This is a genomic window from Klebsiella sp. CB_Kp196 (assembly GCF_040061575.1).
Lineage (GTDB): Bacteria > Pseudomonadota > Gammaproteobacteria > Enterobacterales > Enterobacteriaceae > Klebsiella > Klebsiella michiganensis.
In genome coordinates, this window is the sequence record NZ_JBEAFH010000035.1 from 35,878 (window position 1) to 53,694 (window position 17,817).

The following is a 17,817-nucleotide window of genomic DNA, read 5'->3' on the forward strand; positions in this document are numbered from 1 at the left end:
AAATGATTCGCTTTGAACAAGTCAGCAAAGCCTATCTCGGTGGGAGACAAGCGCTGCAGGGGGTGACGTTCCACCTGCAGGCGGGCGAGATGGCGTTTCTGACCGGCCATTCCGGCGCGGGGAAAAGTACCCTGCTGAAGCTTATCTGCGGTATCGAACGGCCCAGCGCCGGCAAAATCCTTTTCGGCGGCCATGATATTAGCCGCCTGAAGAGCCGCGAGGTGCCGTTTTTGCGCCGTCAGATTGGCATGATTTTCCAGGACCACCATCTGCTGATGGACCGAACCGTTTACGATAATGTAGCGATCCCGCTGATTATCGCCGGCGCCAGCGGGGATGATATCCGTCGTCGCGTCTCGGCGGCGCTGGATAAAGTCGGGCTGCTGGACAAAGCGAAAAACCTGCCGATTCAGCTTTCAGGCGGGGAACAACAGCGCGTGGGCATCGCCCGCGCGGTGGTGAACAAACCTGCGGTCCTGCTGGCGGATGAACCGACCGGTAACCTCGACGAGGCGCTGTCGGAAGGGATCTTACGTCTGTTTGAAGAGTTTAACCGCGTTGGGGTGACGGTGCTGATGGCGACGCATGACCTGGGGCTTATCTCCAGTCGTCCGTACCGCGTCCTGTCCCTCAGCGAGGGGCATATGCATGGAGGCCACATCGGTGAATAAGCGCGAGGCAATGAACCACATTCGCCGATTCGGCAATCGATTCGACCGTTTCCGCAATGCGGGCGGAGCGGGCGGTAGCGGCGGGCGCAATGCGTCGAAGCGGCCAAAAGCGGCGCCGAATCCGGCTTCCCGCAAGAGCAACGTATTCAATGAACAGGTGCGCTACGCCTGGCACGGCGCGGTACAGGATCTGAAAAGCACGCCGCTGGCGACGTTTCTGACGGTGATGGTGATCGCCATTTCGTTGACCCTGCCAAGCGTGTGCTACATGGTCTACAAAAACGTCAGCACCGCGGCGTCGCAGTATTATCCCACGCCGCAAATCACTGTTTATCTGGAAAAAACGCTGGATGACGACGCCGCTGCGCGGGTAGTCGGCCAGCTGCAGGCGGAGCAGGGCGTCGAGAAGGTTAACTATCTGTCGCGCGATGAAGCCCTTGGCGAATTCCGCAACTGGTCAGGCTTCGGCGGCGCGCTGGATATGCTGGAAGAGAACCCGCTGCCGGCGGTGGCGATCGTGGTGCCGAAGATTGATTTCCAGAGCGTTGAAGCGCTGAACACGCTGCGCGACCGCGTGAGCCACGTTCAGGGCGTTGATGAAGTGCGTATGGATGACAGCTGGTTTGCGCGCCTCTCGTCGCTGACCGGGCTGGTCGGACGCGTTTCGGCGATGATCGGCGTACTGATGGTGGCGGCGGTCTTCCTGGTGATCGGCAACAGCGTGCGTCTGAGCATCTTCGCCCGCCGCGATACCATTAACGTGCAGAAACTGATTGGCGCGACCGACGGCTTTATTCTGCGTCCGTTCCTTTACGGTGGGGCGCTGCTGGGGTTCTCCGGCGCGTTTCTGTCGCTGATCCTGTCGGAAATTATGGTCATGCGCCTGTCGTCGGCGGTCACCGAAGTGGCGAAAGTCTTCGGCACGCAGTTTGAACTCAGCGGCTTAGGCTTTGACGAGTGCCTGCTGATGCTGATTGTTTGCTCGATGATTGGCTGGGTCGCCGCCTGGCTGGCAACCGTTCAACATTTACGTCACTTTACTCCCGAGTAGTAAAAATCTGGTATAATCTTTCCCTGCACTGAATATCTCTCTGCAGGGAAAGAGTCCCTGTCGACGCTTCCCTAAACTTCATAACCATGTCACATTTTGTGCGTAATCTATTCACATCATTGCATGGAACTTGTGGATAAAATCACTGTCTGATACTAATGTGAGTGATATTCTCGTTGCTCATCAATGCTGGCATGTTTGTTGCTCCGTTGTGAGGACAGAAAGATGCCAGAAGATATCGATTGAGAGGATTTGAATGACCAAAGATATGCAAACTTTAGCCTTAGCCCCCGTTGGTAACCTGGAATCGTACATCCGGGCTGCTAACACTTGGCCGATGTTATCGGCTGATGAAGAGCGGGAGCTTGCTGAAAAGCTGCATTACCAGGGCGATCTGGAAGCAGCGAAAAAGCTGATCCTTTCTCACCTGCGCTTTGTTGTTCATATTGCTCGTAACTACTCGGGCTATGGCCTGCCGCAGGCGGATCTGATTCAGGAAGGCAACATTGGCCTGATGAAAGCCGTGCGCCGTTTTAACCCGGAAGTGGGCGTGCGTCTGGTTTCCTTCGCCGTGCACTGGATCAAAGCGGAAATTCATGAATACGTGCTGCGTAACTGGCGTATCGTGAAGGTCGCGACCACGAAAGCACAGCGTAAGCTGTTCTTTAACCTGCGCAAAACCAAGCAGCGTCTGGGCTGGTTTAACCAGGATGAAGTCGAAATGGTGGCCCGCGAGCTGGGCGTGTCGAGCAAAGACGTGCGTGAGATGGAGTCACGTATGGCGGCGCAGGACATGACCTTCGACATGTCGTCGGATGATGAGTCCGATAGCCAGCCGATGGCGCCGGTGCTCTATCTGCAGGATAAAACGTCTAACTTTGCCGACGGCATTGAAGACGATAACTGGGAAGAGCAGGCGGCAAACAAGCTGACCGACGCGATGCAGGGTCTTGACGAACGTAGCCAGGACATCATCCGCGCCCGCTGGCTGGACGAAGACAACAAGTCCACGCTGCAGGAGCTGGCAGACCGCTACGGCGTGTCGGCTGAACGTGTACGTCAGCTTGAAAAGAACGCCATGAAAAAACTGCGCGCCGCTATCGAAGCCTAATCTGAGCGCCAGTCCCCCGATAACGCCCCACATTACGATGGGGCGTTTTGTTTTTCTGCCTCCGCCAGCGCCTGCGGGCAGTGCATTTTCAAACACTCAAGCAGGACGTTGAACGCCGGTTCCATCTGCGTTTCCGGCTGCGAAGCAAAACCCATCAACAGCCCTTTCTTCCGCTGCGCCGTCAGGTAATAGCGCGACAGCGGACGCACTAAAATATGGCGCGCGTTGGCATCGCGGGCAATCGCCACGTCATCCGCCTCATCCGGCAAATTCAGGATCAAATGCAGTCCGGCATTATCGCTGAAGTCCGACAGCGCGTGCGGCCCGCAGTGCCGCTGAATCAGCTCGGTCAAAAAAACGCGACGGCGGCTGTAGAGCAGGCGCATGCGGCGAATATGCGCCGAGTAATGACCGGCGTTGATAAATTCCGCCAGCGCCAGCTGGATAAGCGAATGGCCGCCGCGGTAGAGCTCGGCGTGGGCGTTTTTGAGTTCAGCCGCCAATGGTCGAGGCAGCACGACGTAGCCCAGCCGCAGCCCCGGGTAGAGCGTTTTACTGAACGTACCGACGTAGACCACCGGCGCTTCGGGGACTAAGCCCTGTAGCGCCGGGATCGGCTGACCGGAAAAGCGAAACTCGCTGTCGTAATCATCTTCCACAATCCAGCTGCCGTGCTGATGGGCCAGGGTGAGCAGGCGCTGTCGGCGCTCAAGGCTCATTACCGCGCCGAGGGGGTACTGATGGGATGGCGTAACGAAGATCAGCCGCGGGGCTTCGGCTATGCTTTCGGGCGGGCACAGGCCGCTGGCATCAACCACCACGGGCTCGGCCCGCACTTCATTCATCGCCAGCACATGGCGAATGCCCCAGTAGGACGGTTCCTCCACCCAGGCGAGATCGCCGCGGTCGCACAGCATGCGGGTAATCAGGTCGATCGCCTGGTGGATCCCTTCGGTGATAAGAATTTGATCTGCCTGACACTGAACGCCGCGCGCTACTCTCAGATAGTCCACCAACGCGTGCTGCAGCTCGGCCGTTCCGCCGTTACAGCTATAGCTGAGCTGTTCGGGTTTTGGACGGCGGCTGATACGCGCCTGGATTTTACTGAACAGCGGGTGGGGAAACGCATTGACGTCCGGTACGCCGGGGATAAATGCCCCCCACTGACGCGGGCTGGCGCTGATGTGCCCCAGCAGATGCTGGCCGCGCCGGGAGATGGGCGCGCTGGCTGCTGGCACAGGGCTGCTTTCACTGGCGCTGCTGGCGGGAAGAAACATATCGGGCAGCGTTTTCGCGACGAATGTTCCGCTGCCGCGACGGGACAAGACGTACCCCTCAGCCAGCAATTGTTCGTAAACTGTTAAAATTGTGTTGCGCGACATTCTCAGCTCTCCCGCCAGATCCCGTGACGGGGGCAGGCGGCTATGGGGCGGGAGAGAACCATCCAGAATGGCGTGGCGAATCGCCTTGTAAAGGCGCTTGTGCAGGAGCGGATCGGTTTCTTTCTGCAATCTGACCAGCACCAGGTCTGCGATAAGCGAACGCAATTGGATCCCTCAGATAATCTGAATTGGTACTCGATTATAGGGCCAAATCCTGTGTAAATAAACGACATAGTTTCGGATTTGTTGCGATAACGTGACACACATGACAGGAGATTCTCGGTGAAAAGTTCAGAACTGAATCAGCGTCGCCAGCAGGCGACTCCGCGCGGCGTAGGGGTGATGTGCAGCTACTTTGTTGAGAAAGCGGAGAACGCTACGCTGTGGGATATTGAAGGGAATGAGGTGATCGATTTCGCCGCCGGCATCGCGGTGCTGAATACAGGCCATCGCCACCCCAAAATCGTTGCCGCCGTTGAACAGCAGCTGCAGGCCTTTACCCACACGGCTTACCAGATTGTCCCGTACGAAAGCTATGTCACGCTGGCCGAGCGGATTAACGAACTGGCGCCGATTGACGGTCCGGCAAAAACGGCGTTCTTTACCACCGGGGCGGAAGCCGTTGAAAACGCGGTGAAAATCGCGCGCGCTTATACCGGCCGTCCGGGGTTGATTACCTTCGGCGGCGGCTTCCACGGCCGTACGTTTATGACCATGGCGCTGACCGGCAAAGTGGCGCCTTACAAGATTGGTTTCGGCCCGTTCCCGGGCTCGGTTTATCACGCCGTCTACCCTAACGCCGCCCATGGCATTACCACCGCCGACGCGATGAAGAGCCTGGAGCGCATTTTCAAAGCCGATATCGCGGCCGATCAGGTGGCGGCGATTGTGCTGGAGCCGATTCAGGGGGAAGGCGGCTTTAACGTTGCCCCGCCTGAGTTTATGCAGGCGCTGCGCGCGCTGTGCGATACCCACGGCATTCTGCTGATTGCCGATGAAGTACAAACCGGCTTTGCACGCACCGGCAAGCTATTTGCGATGCAGCACTATGATGTGAAGCCTGACCTGATGACGATGGCCAAAAGCCTGGCCGGCGGTTTCCCGCTCTCCGGCGTGGTAGGTCGCGCCGAGGTGATGGATGCGCCTGCGCCGGGCGGTCTGGGCGGCACCTATGCCGGTAACCCGCTGGCGGTCGCGGCGGCGCACGCGGTGCTGGACGTGATTGAAGAAGAACAGCTGTGCCAGCGCGCTGAGCGCTTAGGCAGCCATCTGAAAGAGGTGCTGAATCAGGCGCGTCAAAGCTGCCCGGCGATTGCTGACGTACGCGGCCAGGGGTCGATGGTGGCGGTGGAGTTTAACGATCCGCAAACCGGCGAGCCGTCGGCGGAGATCACCCGTCAAATCCAGCAACAAGCCCAGGAGAACGGCCTGCTGCTGCTGAACTGCGGCGTCTATGGCAACGTTATTCGCTTCCTCTATCCGTTAACGATTCCGGATGCGCAGTTTACGAAGGCGCTGGATATTCTGGCCCGCGTGCTGAAGCGTTAACTTTTCGCCCGGTCAGGCTGCGGCGGCAGGGAAGCCGAAGAGAAACTGGACGCCGCTTTCTGACCAGTCATGCTCAGCGTGAGTGTTTATCACCCTGATATCACCTTTTTTCCGGCGGCGCACGCTGCCGGAATAAAACGGAAAATATTATGTCTGACAACTCCACCTTTTCTCCGGCTCTGACGAGCCGGGAGCGTACCGCTGTACCTGCAAAATCCCTCAGTTTCATTGAAGGCGTGTCGATGATCGTCGGCACCAATATCGGCGCTGGGGTGCTATCCATCGCCTACGCCTCCAGCAAAGCGGGCTTTCTGCCGCTGCTGTTTTGGCTGATTGTGGTCGGTAGCCTGACGACCATCACCATGCTCTACGTGGCGGAATCGACGCTGCGCACGCGTAAGCATCTGCAGCTTAGCGGCCTGTCGCAGCGCTACGTCGGCCGCTTCGGGGCATTGATGATGTTCCTCTCCGTTTGCGTCAACAGCGTCGGCGCGCTGACGGCTTATATGACCGGCAGCGGTAAACTCCTGCATTCGTTATTCGGCATCTCGCCGGCCCTGGGCAGCGCGCTGTTTTTTATTCCGGCGGCCGGGGTGCTTTATCTCGGCCTGAAGGCGATTGGCCGGGGTGAGAAATTTATCAGTATCGGCATGGTCGTTATGATAACCATTTTGGTTGCCGCGACGTTGCTGAAAGAAACCGCGAGCGTGAGTTATTTACTTGAAGGTAACTGGCTGTATATGGTGCCAGTGTTTAATGTGGTCGCGTTCTGCTTCTCCGCGCAGTATATCGTGCCGGAAATGGCGCGCGGTTTCGCCGATAAACCGGAGAAGCTGCCGAAGGCCATTATGGTGGGGATGTTATTAACCTTTTGCCTGCTGGCGCTGGTCCCGCTTTCGGTGATTGCATTAAGCGGGCTGGATAATATTTCTGATGTGGCAACCATTTCCTGGGGCAGGGCGCTCGGCGAGTGGGCTTTCTTCTCGGCAAATCTTTTTGCGCTCTGCGCGATGCTGACCTCCTATTGGGGGCTGGGCGGAAGCTTCCTGACCAATATTTTCGATCAGTTTCGCCTGGGCAACGACGAGCAGCCGTTCAAACGCTTTAAGGTGCTGTTAGTGGTCGCCGTGCCGCCTTTTATTCTGGCCTATAGCGGGATGGTGTCCTTCGTGAACGCGCTCTATTTTGCCGGGGTATTTAGCGGGGTGATTTTATCTATCATGCCGATCCTGATCCTCAAAGGCTCGCGTCGGCAGGGTGACATCATCCCCGGCTGGACCTGCCCGGCGCTAATCACGCATCCCTTAATCCAGATCTTCATCGTATTGCTCTATCTTTGCAGCGCCGCCTACGCCATCGCTTCCGCCTTTGGCTACCTACCTGCGGGCTGGTAGTCGCGTTGCTCATGCCCCCGCGTTCGGTTTATTCCGGCGCGGGTTTTTATTTGTCACTTATCTGTTACATACTCCGCAATTTTATCGTTTCCAATTCTCCTGAATGACGGTATGTTTAGCATAGTGTGCTGCAAAAGCGCAGGCGGCAGACCCTAATCTAACTATCATATGCTTTTCTTATGTGTCTAATTAGAATAATGCGCTAATAAACAACATCACAACAAATGCAAAAACCATAATAATGGGGAGCCTCAGGATGAATATGAAGGGTAAAGCGTTACTGGCAGGATGTATTGCCTTAATCATGAGCGGTGCGGCAATGGCCGAAGATATCAAAGTCGCCGTCGTTGGCGCGATGTCCGGTCCGGTAGCGCAGTACGGTGACCAGGAGTTTACTGGCGCAGAGCAGGCCATTGCCGATATCAACGCCAAAGGCGGTATCAAAGGCAATAAGCTGCAGATGGTAAAATACGACGACGCCTGTGACCCGAAACAAGCGGTTGCCGTCGCTAACAAAGTGATTAACGACGGTATCAAATACGTTATCGGTCACCTGTGCTCTTCTTCCACCCAGCCGGCGTCTGATATCTATGAAGATGAAGGCGTGCTGATGATCACCCCGGCGGCCACCGCGCCGGAGCTGACGGCTCGCGGCTATCATCTGATTCTGCGCACCACCGGTCTGGACTCCGATCAGGGGCCAACCGCTGCCAAATATATCCTGGAAAAAGTGAAGCCGCAGCGCATCGCGATTGTCCACGACAAACAGCAGTACGGCGAGGGCCTGGCCCGCGCGGTACAGGACAACCTGAAGAAGGGCGGCGCCAACGTGGTGTTCTTTGATGGCATCACCGCCGGCGAGAAAGACTTCTCTACCCTGGTGGCGCGTCTGAAAAAAGAGAATATCGACTTCGTTTACTACGGCGGCTATCACCCGGAGATGGGGCAGATCCTGCGTCAGTCTCGCGCCGCTGGCCTGAAAACGCAGTTTATGGGGCCGGAAGGAGTAGCGAACGTGTCGCTGTCTAACATCGCGGGCGCTTCTGCGGAAGGTATGCTGGTCACCAAGCCGAAGAACTACGACCAGGTTCCGGCGAACAAACCGATTGTGGATGCGATCAAAGCGAAGAAACAGGATCCAAGCGGCGCGTTCGTGTGGACCACCTATGCCGCGCTGCAGTCGCTGCAAGCAGGCCTGAATCAGTCTGAAGATCCGGCTGAAATCGCTAAATACCTGAAGGGCGCAACGGTCGACACCGTAATGGGGCCGCTCACCTGGAACGAGAAGGGCGATCTGAAGGGCTTCGAGTTCGGCGTGTTTACCTGGCATGCTAATGGTACGGCGACCGACGCCAAATAATTTAACCTGCGCCTTTCACGCCGCAGATGCGTTGTCTGCGCCCCTCAACCCCGGTCACTTACTGATGTAAGCTCCCGGGGATTTCGGGTCTTGACGCCTTTCTGCAACGCGAAATTCTTGGTTAAATCAGTTGATCCTTGCCTCTTCGCATAGGCGAGGAGAAAGGTAAAAGCAAAAAGGCAACGTAAGTTGCCTTTTTTAGTCGGTAGCCCGGGTAAGGCGTTACGCCGCAACCCGGGGAATGCGCCGGGGTTGATGCATTGGTACGGTTTCTTCCCGGGTCGCGCTGCGCTTACCCGGGCTACAGGCTGGTGCGGTCTGGTTTTTTGTAGCCCGGGTAAGGCGTTACGCCGCAACCCGGGGAATGCGCCGGGGTTGATGCATTGGTGCGGTTTCTTCCCGGGTTGCGCTGCGCTTACCCGGGCTACAGGCTGGTGCGGTCTGGTTTTTTGTAGCCCGGGTAAGGCGTTACGCCGCAACCCGGGGAATGCGCCGGAGTTGATGCATTGGTACGGTTTCTTCCCGGGTCGCGCTGCGCTTACCCGGGCTACAGGCTGGTGCGGTCTGGTTTTTTGTAGCCCGGATAAGGCGTTACGCCGCAATCCGGGAATGTTCAGCCTTCTTTCGCCGATTTATTGCTTTTTTACCCAACCGCCGGTTTGCGCGTTAAAGCCCAGCGCCTGCATAAACGCCGCCATCACGCCGCGGTCTTCCGCGTCGGCATCCGCGATGCGCCAGCTGCTGATTTCCGGGTTATCCCTTAGCACCTCTTCCACTAAATACTGTCCGACGCCGCGACGGCGGGTCACTTCACGCACGCACAGCGCGCTGAGTTCGCCCTCAACGCCGTTTAGCGTCACGCGAACCGCGGCCAGCAGGCGCTCATTGAAGCGGGCAGCATAAATACGATGGCTCTCATCCAGAGCCAGCGCCGCAAGATCCTGCGACGGCCAGATTTTACCTAAGTCGATGCGATCCTGATCGCTGAAGTGCTGTAAACGAATAATGGTCAGTTTCATACGCGAGGGTCCAGTCAAAACAGAGGCGTTAGTGTATCCAAATTCCCCGCCAGGCGGAGCGCCGTTTTTTGCCTGTTCATCAGGGGATTCGTTTTCCTGGAAGGAGCAGGGTAGAGCAATTCATCATGGATCGAAAAATAAGCAGAATTTTAACCTGATATGTAGCGTTTTATTCCGCCTTATGTATCGTTATTTTATGCTGTTTACTGGACTTTTTTTGTTTATCTTCCAGTAAATACAGAATATTATCTTTGCTTAATCGCCTGAAAAATAGAGATTTTACTCTGTATTCAGGCAAAAAACCTCGCTAAACCATTAAAGATAATGGTAAAAGTAGCGTTGTTTAATAAAAGTACAGAATGCTTTTTAACCATAAAAATACAAAATATTTACACCACATCACGAACGGGGTTCTGCAGCATGAAAAGGAACGCGAAAACGGTTATCGCGGGGTTAGTCGCACTGGCGATGTCCCAGGCGGCTTTTGCCAAAGATATTAAGGTCGCCGTTGTTGGCGCGATGTCTGGCCCGGTAGCCCAGTGGGGCGATATGGAATTCAACGGCGCGCGCCAGGCGATCAAAGATATTAATGCCCAGGGCGGCATCAAGGGCGATAAGCTGGTTGCCGTGGAGTACGATGACGCCTGCGACCCGAAACAGGCCGTTGCGGTGGCGAACAAAATCGTCAATGACGGCATTCAGTACGTTATCGGCCACCTCTGCTCTTCTTCCACCCAGCCGGCATCCGATATCTATGAAGATGAAGGCATTCTGATGATCTCCCCGGGCGCGACCAACCCGGAGCTGACCCAGCGCGGTTATCAGTACATCATGCGTACCGCCGGTCTGGACTCTTCGCAGGGGCCGACCGCCGCAAAATACATCATGGAAACCGTCAAGCCGCAGCGTATTGCTATCATTCATGATAAGCAGCAGTACGGCGAAGGCCTGGCGCGTTCCGTCCAGGATAGCCTGAAAAAAGGCGGCGCGAATATCGTCTTCTTCGACGGCATTACCGCCGGTGAAAAAGACTTCTCCGCGCTGCTGGCGCGCCTGAAAAAAGAGAATATCGACTTCGTTTACTACGGCGGCTACTACCCGGAAATGGGCCAGATGCTGCGCCAGGCGCGCTCCGTGGGCCTGAAAACCGTGTTTATGGGCCCGGAAGGCGTGGGTAACGCGTCGCTGTCCAACATCGCGGGCGATGCGGCGGAAGGCATGCTGGTGACGATGCCAAAACGCTATGACCAGGACCCGGCCAACAGCGCTATCGTTGACGCGCTCAAAGCCGAGAAGAAAGACCCGAGCGGTCCGTATGTCTGGATCACCTACGCCGCCGTGCAGTCGCTGGCGCAGGCGATGGACCGGGCCGGAAGCCAGGAGCCGCTGGATTTAATCAAAGATCTAAAAGCTCACGGCGCGAAAACCGTGATTGGGCCGCTGAATTGGGACGAAAAAGGCGATTTGAAGGGATTTGAATTTGGTGTCTTCCAGTGGCACGCGGACGGGTCATCCACCCTCGCGAAATAAGCCATAAGACAAGTTATCCCACCGCCCGTGCAAAGCGGGCGGGTAGAAAAAGGTTACCTTATGTCCGAGCAGTTTCTCTATTTTCTGCAGCAGATGTTTAACGGCGTCACGCTGGGAAGCACCTACGCGCTGATTGCCATCGGCTATACCATGGTGTACGGCATTATCGGCATGATCAACTTCGCCCACGGCGAGGTCTATATGATTGGCAGCTACGTCTCCTTCATGATCATTGCCGCCCTGATGATGATGGGTATCGATACCAGCTGGCTGCTGGTTGCCGCCGGATTCGTCGGCGCTATCGTGATTGCCAGCGCCTACGGCTGGAGTATCGAACGCGTGGCCTACCGGCCGGTGCGCAGCTCAAAACGCCTGATTGCGCTGATCTCCGCCATCGGGATGTCCATCTTCCTGCAAAACTACGTCAGCCTGACGGAAGGTTCGCGCGATGTCGCGCTGCCGAGCCTGTTCAACGGCCAGTGGACGGTAGGCAGCAGCGATAACTTCACCGCCACTATCACCACCATGCAGCTGGTTATCTGGGTGGTGACGTTTATCGCCATGCTGGCGCTGACGCTCTTTATCCGCTATTCCCGCATGGGGCGCGCCTGCCGCGCCTGCGCTGAAGACCTGAAAATGGCCAGCCTGCTCGGGATTAACACCGACCGGGTGATTGCGCTGACGTTTGTGATCGGCGCGGCAATGGCGGCGGTTGCCGGCGTTCTGCTCGGTCAGTTCTACGGCGTAATCAACCCGTACATCGGCTTTATGGCCGGGATGAAGGCCTTTACCGCCGCGGTGTTGGGCGGCATCGGCAGCATTCCCGGGGCGATGATCGGCGGGCTGATCCTCGGTATCGCCGAAGCGCTCTCTTCTGCCTATCTCAGTACGGAATATAAAGACGTGGTCTCCTTCGCGCTGCTGATCCTGGTTCTGCTGGTGATGCCTACCGGTATCCTGGGCCGTCCGGAGGTAGAAAAAGTATGAAACCGATGCATTTTGCGATGGCGCTGCTGTCCGCGGTGATGTTCTTTATCCTGGCGGGCGTCTTTATGGGCGTGCAGCTGGAGCTGGACGGCACGAAGCTGGTGGTGGATACCGCCGCCGATATCCGCTGGCAGTGGATCTATATCGGTACCGCAGTGGTTTTCTTCTTCCAGCTGCTGCGTCCCATTTTCCAGAAAACCATGAAGAACGTCTCCGGGCCGAAGTTTATTCTGCCGGCTATCGACGGTTCGACGGTAAAACAGAAGCTGTTCCTGATCGCCCTGCTGGTTATCGCCGTGGCGTGGCCGTTTATGGTGTCGCGCGGGACGGTGGATATCGCTACCCTGACGATGATCTATATCATCCTCGGCCTGGGCCTTAACGTGGTGGTGGGGCTTTCCGGCCTGCTGGTGCTGGGCTACGGCGGTTTCTACGCCATCGGCGCCTACACCTTCGCGCTGCTGAACCACTATTACGGTCTGGGCTTCTGGACCTGCCTGCCGCTGGCGGGGCTGGTGTCGGCGGCGGCGGGCTTCCTGCTTGGCTTCCCGGTCCTGCGCCTGCGCGGCGACTATCTGGCGATTGTCACGCTTGGCTTTGGCGAAATCGTGCGCATCCTGCTGCTTAACAACACCGAAATAACCGGTGGCCCGAACGGCATCAGCCAGATCCCGAAACCGACGCTGTTCGGCCTTGAATTTAGCCGCAGCGCCCGCGAAGGCGGCTGGGATACGTTCAGCAACTTCTTCGGCGTGAAGTACGATCCCTCCGATCGCGTGATTTTCCTCTACCTGGTCGCTCTGCTGCTGGTGGTGTTAAGTCTGTTCGTGATTAACCGCCTGCTGCGTATGCCGCTGGGCCGCGCGTGGGAAGCGCTGCGTGAAGATGAGATTGCCTGCCGCTCGCTGGGCCTCAGCCCGACGCGCATCAAGCTGACCGCCTTTACCATTAGCGCCGCGTTTGCCGGTTTTGCCGGCACTCTGTTCGCCGCCCGTCAGGGCTTCGTCAGCCCGGAATCCTTTACCTTCGCCGAGTCGGCCTTTGTGCTGGCGATTGTGGTTCTCGGCGGTATGGGCTCCCAGTTCGCGGTGATCCTGGCGGCGGTTCTGCTGGTGGTCTCGCGCGAGCTGATGCGTGATTTCAATGAATACAGCATGCTGATGCTGGGTGCGCTGATGGTACTGATGATGATCTGGCGTCCGCAGGGGCTTCTGCCGATGACCCGTCCGCAGCTGAAGCTGAAAAATGGGCAGGCCAAAGAAGGAGAGCAGGCATGAGTCAGCCATTATTATCCGTAAACGGTCTGATGATGCGTTTTGGCGGCCTGCTGGCGGTCAACAACGTGTCGCTGGAGCTGCGCGAGCGGGAAATCGTTTCGCTTATCGGCCCTAACGGCGCGGGCAAAACCACCGTTTTTAACTGTCTGACCGGTTTCTATAAGCCAACCGGCGGTACCATTATGCTGCGCGACCAGCATCTGGAAGGGCTGCCGGGGCAGCAGATTGCCCGTATGGGCGTGGTGCGAACGTTCCAGCACGTGCGTCTGTTCCGCGAAATGACGGTGATTGAAAACCTGCTGGTGGCGCAGCATCAGCAGCTGAAAACCGGGGTTTTCTCCGGCCTGCTGAAGACGCCGTCCTTCCGCCGCGCCCAGAGCGAAGCGCTGGACCGCGCCGCGACCTGGCTTGAACGTATTGGCCTGCTTGAGCACGCCAACCGGCAGGCCAGTAACCTGGCCTACGGCGACCAGCGCCGTCTGGAGATTGCCCGCTGTATGGTGACCCAGCCGGAAATCCTGATGCTGGATGAGCCCGCGGCGGGGCTAAACCCGAAAGAGACCAAAGAGCTGGACGAGCTAATCGTCGAGCTGCGCAGCCATCACAACACCACCATCCTGCTGATTGAGCACGATATGAAGCTGGTGATGGGCATTTCCGATCGTATTTACGTGGTAAACCAGGGCACGCCGCTGGCCAACGGTACGCCGGAAGAGATCCGCAACAACCCGGACGTGATCCGCGCCTATTTAGGTGAAGCATAATGGTGGTGACGCATAAGATGGAAAAAGTGATGTTATCTTTTGACAACGTCAGCGCGCATTACGGCAAAATCCAGGCGCTGCACAACGTCAGTCTGCATATCAATCAGGGAGAGATTGTCACCCTGATTGGCGCCAACGGCGCGGGAAAAACTACTCTGCTGGGTACCCTGTGCGGCGACCCGCGCGCCTCCAGCGGCCGCGTGGTTTTCGACGGTAAAGATATTACCGACTGGCAGACGGCGAAAATCATGCGCGAAGCGGTGGCGATCGTGCCGGAAGGACGCCGCGTTTTCTCGCGGATGACGGTGGAAGAGAACCTGGCGATGGGCGGTTTTTTTGCCGACCGCGACCAGTTCCAGACCCGCATCAAATGGGTGTATGAGCTGTTTCCGCGCCTGCATGAGCGTCGGGTTCAGCGGGCGGGCACCATGTCCGGCGGCGAGCAGCAGATGCTGGCTATCGGGCGCGCGCTGATGAGCCAGCCGCGCCTGCTGCTGCTGGATGAGCCTTCGCTCGGTCTGGCGCCGATTATCATTCAGCAAATCTTCGATACCATCGAACAGCTGCGCGAGCAGGGGATGACTATCTTCCTCGTCGAGCAGAACGCCAACCAGGCGCTGAAGCTGGCAGACCGCGGCTACGTGCTGGAAAACGGTCACGTGGTGCTTGAGGATACCGGCGACGCGCTGCTGGCGAATGAAGCGGTACGCAGCGCCTATCTGGGCGGGTAGTGAAGACAAAACGCCCGGCATCTGCCGGGCGTTTTACTTGGCTACTACAGTTCCAGAGAGCGTTTCCACAGCATAAAATCATACTGTTCGAGCGCATCCGCTTTGGTGCGCCAGGTCCCACTGGCGGTAGCGATGATTTTCTCAAACAGGCCGTCGGCGATGTCCGCCAGCGGCGTGCCTTCGATAATCGGCCCGCAGTCATAATCGATAATATCCGGCATCATTTTCGCCAGCGCGGAGTTGGTTGAAACCTTAAGCACCGGAACGATAGGGTTCCCCGTCGGCGTACCTAACCCGGTTGAGAAGATCACCACGTTGCACCCCGCCGCGACCAGGCCCGTTACCGCGTCCACATCGTTGCCCGGCGTGCAGACCAGCGAAAGGCCGCTTTCTCCCATCGGTTCGGCGTAGTCGCATACCGCGCTTACCGGCGCTCTGCCGCCTTTTTTCGCCGCGCCGGCGGATTTGATGGCGTCAGTGATCAGCCCATCGGCAATGTTTCCCGGGCTGGGATTATCGGCGATGGTGGTACCGAAGAAGTTCGCGACATGCTCATAGTTTTTCATCAGCGACAAAAACTTCTCTTTCAGCTCGCGGGTCGCGCAGCGTTGCACGATATCCCCTTCAGCGCCGCACAGCTCGGGGAATTCCGCCAGCCCCGACGCGCCGCCGAGGGCGACAAGACGATCCGACACTTCGCCCATCGCCGGGTTAGCGCTGATCCCCGAGAACCCGTCAGAAGCGCCGCACTTCACGCCGATTTTGAGGTGGGAGAGCGGGACGTCCTGCCGCTCGGCGACGGGGGCTTCGCGGATCGCGTTATAGGTTTCAGTCAACGCATCCTGCATCATTTTTTCTTCGCTACTCCAGTCCTGCTGTCTGAAGTAAATAATCGGTTTGTTGAAATTCGGGTTGCGCTTCGCCAGCGCGGCGTTGAAATCAACAATCCGCGCTTTTTCACAGCCGAGGGCAAAGACCGTCACGCCAAGAACGTTGGGATGATCGGAATAGGCGGCCAGCACGTCGCACATCGTCATGCTGTCCGAGGTGGCGCCGCCGCAGCCGGAATTGACGGTAATACAGCGGATGCCGTCAAGATGCGGGAAGGGCAGATGCCGGGTATCGTTTAATGCTCCTGCCGACGTCACCTGGCGAGCAAAATTTTTCAGGCCGTTATTGGCGTAGCCGAGGGCGTCGTTCAGCGCATCGGTGACGCGCTGAACGTTGCGGTTTTCACAGAATACCAGCGGAATGACCAGCCAGTAGTTCGCGGTGGCGACCCGGCCATCTTCGCGAACTATGCCCTTGAAAGTCCGCTGCTGCCAGGCGGAAACATCCGGCTGCTGCCAGTCATAGGGCGCGACGTCGTCAAGCGAAACCGGGGCCGCGTAGTGTTTGATATTCTCAGTGGTAATGGCTTCGCCGCGGGTGATGGGGCGCGTCGCTTTGCCGACCGGAACGCCGTACAGCGACACGATATCGCCGGGCGCAATATCCTCGGTGGCGAATTTATGTTTGGCTTTGACATCGTTACGCAGAACGTAGGCTTCATCGTTCCAGTGAACCCGCTGCTCTTTGCGTAAGTCCTGCAGCGCAACGATCAGGTTATCGGTAGGGTCAATTTTTAAGATGGTCTGCATGTTCATTATCCTTTGTTATAAGCGCATCAGGACTTAGTGATGGGGGACCGCGACGCCGTTTGTCGCTTTTCTGCCGGCAAGGGCGGCAATCAGCAGCGCGCAGCAGACGGTGATGAGCGACAGGGCGACCAGACCCGCCGAATCGTTGCCGAAGAAGGCATCGACCTCAACGCGAATCAGCGGCGCGAGGAAGCTGCAAAATGCGCCCATGGTGGTGCAAAAGCCGATACTGGCGGCCAGCGCCGAGCCTGACACAATCTGCGCCGGGAAAGTCCAGAAGATAGGTTGCACGGAGAGGAAGCCGATGGCCGACAGCGAGAGCGCGGCAATGGCGAGTACCGGGCCGGACCAGGCAGAAACAAACAGCCCCAACGCCGCCGCCAGCATACAGATGACTGAAATCAGCACCCGACGGGCCGGCATTTTGTCCGCCAGACGCGGAATGTAATAGACGCCGACGGCGGAGCAGGCCCACGGAATGGCGGCGACCAGCGACTCCTTAAAGCCGAGGGTGGAGCCCATTAGCGAGGCGACTTGCGAAGGCAGGAAGAACATCAGCCCGTAAACGCTGATCTGGATGGTGCCGTAGATCAGCGCCAGGTGCCAGACTTTCAGGCTTTTCAGGGCGGTGCCGACGCTGCTGGTTTCCGTCTGCCGCTGCTCCTGCTGAAGCTGAGCAATCAGCGCTTTTTTCTCTTCGTCGTTCAGGAATCGCGCTTTGGCCGGCGTATCATCAAGCCAGAACCAGGCGAAGATCCCCATGATGACCGCCGGAATGCCTTCGATAAAGAACATCCAGAACCAGCCGGGTTTGCCGAGGAAGCCGTGCATTTCCAGAAGCGCCCCGGAGATGGGCGAGCCTAAGGTTAATGCCAGCGGCACGCCGAGCACGAAGATACCGACGACGGAGGCGCGAACTTTATTGGGAAAGTAGATTGAGGCCAGCAGCAGAATACCGGGATAAAAACCGGCTTCGCCTAACCCCAGTAAAAAGCGCAGAACAATAAACTGGGTTTCCGTCTGCACCAGTCCGGTGAGGGCAGAGAGAACGCCCCACAGCGCGGTTGTGATGCTTAACCATTTTTGCGCGCCGATTTTATTCAGAATCAGGTTAGCGGGAATACCAAACAGCGCATAGGCGGCGAAAAAGATCCCCGCGCCGAGGGCGAAGGCGGAATTGGAGAGCCCAATATCCACCTGCATCGCCTCTTTGGCGAATCCCACGTTCACCCTGTCGATAAAGGCGATGAAGTACAAAATAAACATCAGTGGCACCAGGCGCTTCCATGATTTGGTAATCGCGGAATTGAGGGCCGGATTGTCATAAGCTGTGATGGTTTTCATAATACCTC

15 protein-coding genes are annotated in these 17,817 nt (G+C 57.4%); 11 read left to right on the forward strand and 4 right to left on the reverse strand.

From position 1 onward, the window contains the following. Positions 1–2 precede the first annotated feature (2 nt). The 3 genes from ftsE (at position 3) to rpoH (ending at position 2,833) form a co-directional block, all read left to right on the forward strand. Entirely contained in the window at positions 3–671 is a 669-nt protein-coding gene (ftsE, locus tag ABLU87_RS09265; protein WP_004106557.1) for a cell division ATP-binding protein FtsE, read from the forward strand. After that, positions 664–1,722 (forward strand): permease-like cell division protein FtsX, encoded by a 1,059-nt coding sequence (gene ftsX / locus ABLU87_RS09270; protein WP_025106848.1) that lies wholly within the window; start codon positions 664–666, stop codon positions 1,720–1,722. Before ftsE ends, ftsX begins: the two co-directional genes overlap by 8 nt. Before the next feature lie 256 nt (positions 1,723–1,978). Further along, positions 1,979–2,833: an RNA polymerase sigma factor RpoH gene (gene rpoH, locus ABLU87_RS09275; protein ID WP_004106554.1), complete on the forward strand. Its 855-nt coding sequence runs from the start codon at positions 1,979–1,981 to the stop codon at positions 2,831–2,833. A 32-nt stretch (positions 2,834–2,865) separates the two neighbouring features. Here the strand turns inward: rpoH and ABLU87_RS09280 are convergent, their stop codons facing one another. Beyond that, the gene (locus tag ABLU87_RS09280; RefSeq protein WP_122117642.1) at positions 2,866–4,380 is read right to left on the reverse strand and encodes a PLP-dependent aminotransferase family protein; all 1,515 of its coding nucleotides are present in this window, start codon (positions 4,378–4,380) and stop codon (positions 2,866–2,868) included. A 117-nt stretch (positions 4,381–4,497) separates the two neighbouring features. On the opposite strand from ABLU87_RS09280, the gene ABLU87_RS09285 reads away from it, so the two are divergent. The 3 genes from ABLU87_RS09285 (at position 4,498) to livJ (ending at position 8,517) form a co-directional block, all read left to right on the forward strand. Beyond that, the gene (locus ABLU87_RS09285) at positions 4,498–5,763 is read left to right on the forward strand and encodes a 4-aminobutyrate--2-oxoglutarate transaminase (protein ID WP_122117641.1); all 1,266 of its coding nucleotides are present in this window, start codon (positions 4,498–4,500) and stop codon (positions 5,761–5,763) included. Between the two features lie 149 nt (positions 5,764–5,912). After that, positions 5,913–7,157, forward strand: a complete 1,245-nt coding sequence (locus tag ABLU87_RS09290) for an amino acid permease (protein WP_048263518.1) — start codon at positions 5,913–5,915, stop codon at positions 7,155–7,157. Between the two features lie 256 nt (positions 7,158–7,413). Next, positions 7,414–8,517 carry a branched chain amino acid ABC transporter substrate-binding protein LivJ gene (gene livJ, locus ABLU87_RS09295; protein ID WP_025106851.1) on the forward strand — a complete coding sequence of 368 codons (1,104 nt, stop codon included), beginning with the start codon at positions 7,414–7,416 and terminating at the stop codon, positions 8,515–8,517. Positions 8,518–9,149: 632 nt separating this feature from the next. Here livJ and panM read toward each other — a convergent pair. After that, a complete protein-coding gene (panM, locus tag ABLU87_RS09300) occupies positions 9,150–9,536 on the reverse strand; it encodes an aspartate 1-decarboxylase autocleavage activator PanM (protein ID WP_032751578.1) in 387 nt (128 codons plus the stop codon). A 420-nt stretch (positions 9,537–9,956) separates the two neighbouring features. On the opposite strand from panM, the gene livK reads away from it, so the two are divergent. From livK to livF, 5 genes are read left to right on the forward strand one after another with little or no spacing between them, the layout of a single operon-like run. After that, entirely contained in the window at positions 9,957–11,066 is a 1,110-nt protein-coding gene (gene livK, locus ABLU87_RS09305) for a high-affinity branched-chain amino acid ABC transporter substrate-binding protein LivK (protein ID WP_032751577.1), read from the forward strand. A 60-nt stretch (positions 11,067–11,126) separates the two neighbouring features. Continuing rightward, positions 11,127–12,053: a high-affinity branched-chain amino acid ABC transporter permease LivH gene (livH, locus tag ABLU87_RS09310; protein WP_014227088.1), complete on the forward strand. Its 927-nt coding sequence runs from the start codon at positions 11,127–11,129 to the stop codon at positions 12,051–12,053. Next, positions 12,050–13,330 (forward strand): branched chain amino acid ABC transporter permease LivM, encoded by a 1,281-nt coding sequence (gene livM / locus ABLU87_RS09315; protein WP_025107864.1) that lies wholly within the window; start codon positions 12,050–12,052, stop codon positions 13,328–13,330. Before livH ends, livM begins: the two co-directional genes overlap by 4 nt. Beyond that, positions 13,327–14,094, forward strand: coding sequence for a high-affinity branched-chain amino acid ABC transporter ATP-binding protein LivG (gene livG, locus ABLU87_RS09320; RefSeq protein WP_004855045.1), 768 nt, complete (start codon positions 13,327–13,329; stop codon positions 14,092–14,094). The genes livM and livG overlap by 4 nt, the downstream gene beginning before the upstream one ends. Before the next feature lie 17 nt (positions 14,095–14,111). Next, positions 14,112–14,825: a high-affinity branched-chain amino acid ABC transporter ATP-binding protein LivF gene (gene livF / locus ABLU87_RS09325; protein WP_004126158.1), complete on the forward strand. Its 714-nt coding sequence runs from the start codon at positions 14,112–14,114 to the stop codon at positions 14,823–14,825. Positions 14,826–14,869: 44 nt separating this feature from the next. On the opposite strand, the gene ABLU87_RS09330 is transcribed toward livF, so the two are convergent. Together ABLU87_RS09330 and ABLU87_RS09335 are read right to left on the reverse strand one after the other, a co-directional pair. Then, the gene (locus tag ABLU87_RS09330; RefSeq protein ID WP_122116818.1) at positions 14,870–16,465 is read right to left on the reverse strand and encodes an altronate dehydratase family protein; all 1,596 of its coding nucleotides are present in this window, start codon (positions 16,463–16,465) and stop codon (positions 14,870–14,872) included. A gap of 33 nt (positions 16,466–16,498) precedes the next feature. Next, on the reverse strand, positions 16,499–17,809 hold the full coding sequence (locus tag ABLU87_RS09335; RefSeq protein ID WP_009654269.1) for an MFS transporter: 1,311 nt from the start codon (positions 17,807–17,809) through the stop codon (positions 16,499–16,501). Between the last annotated feature and the right edge of the window lie 8 nt (positions 17,810–17,817).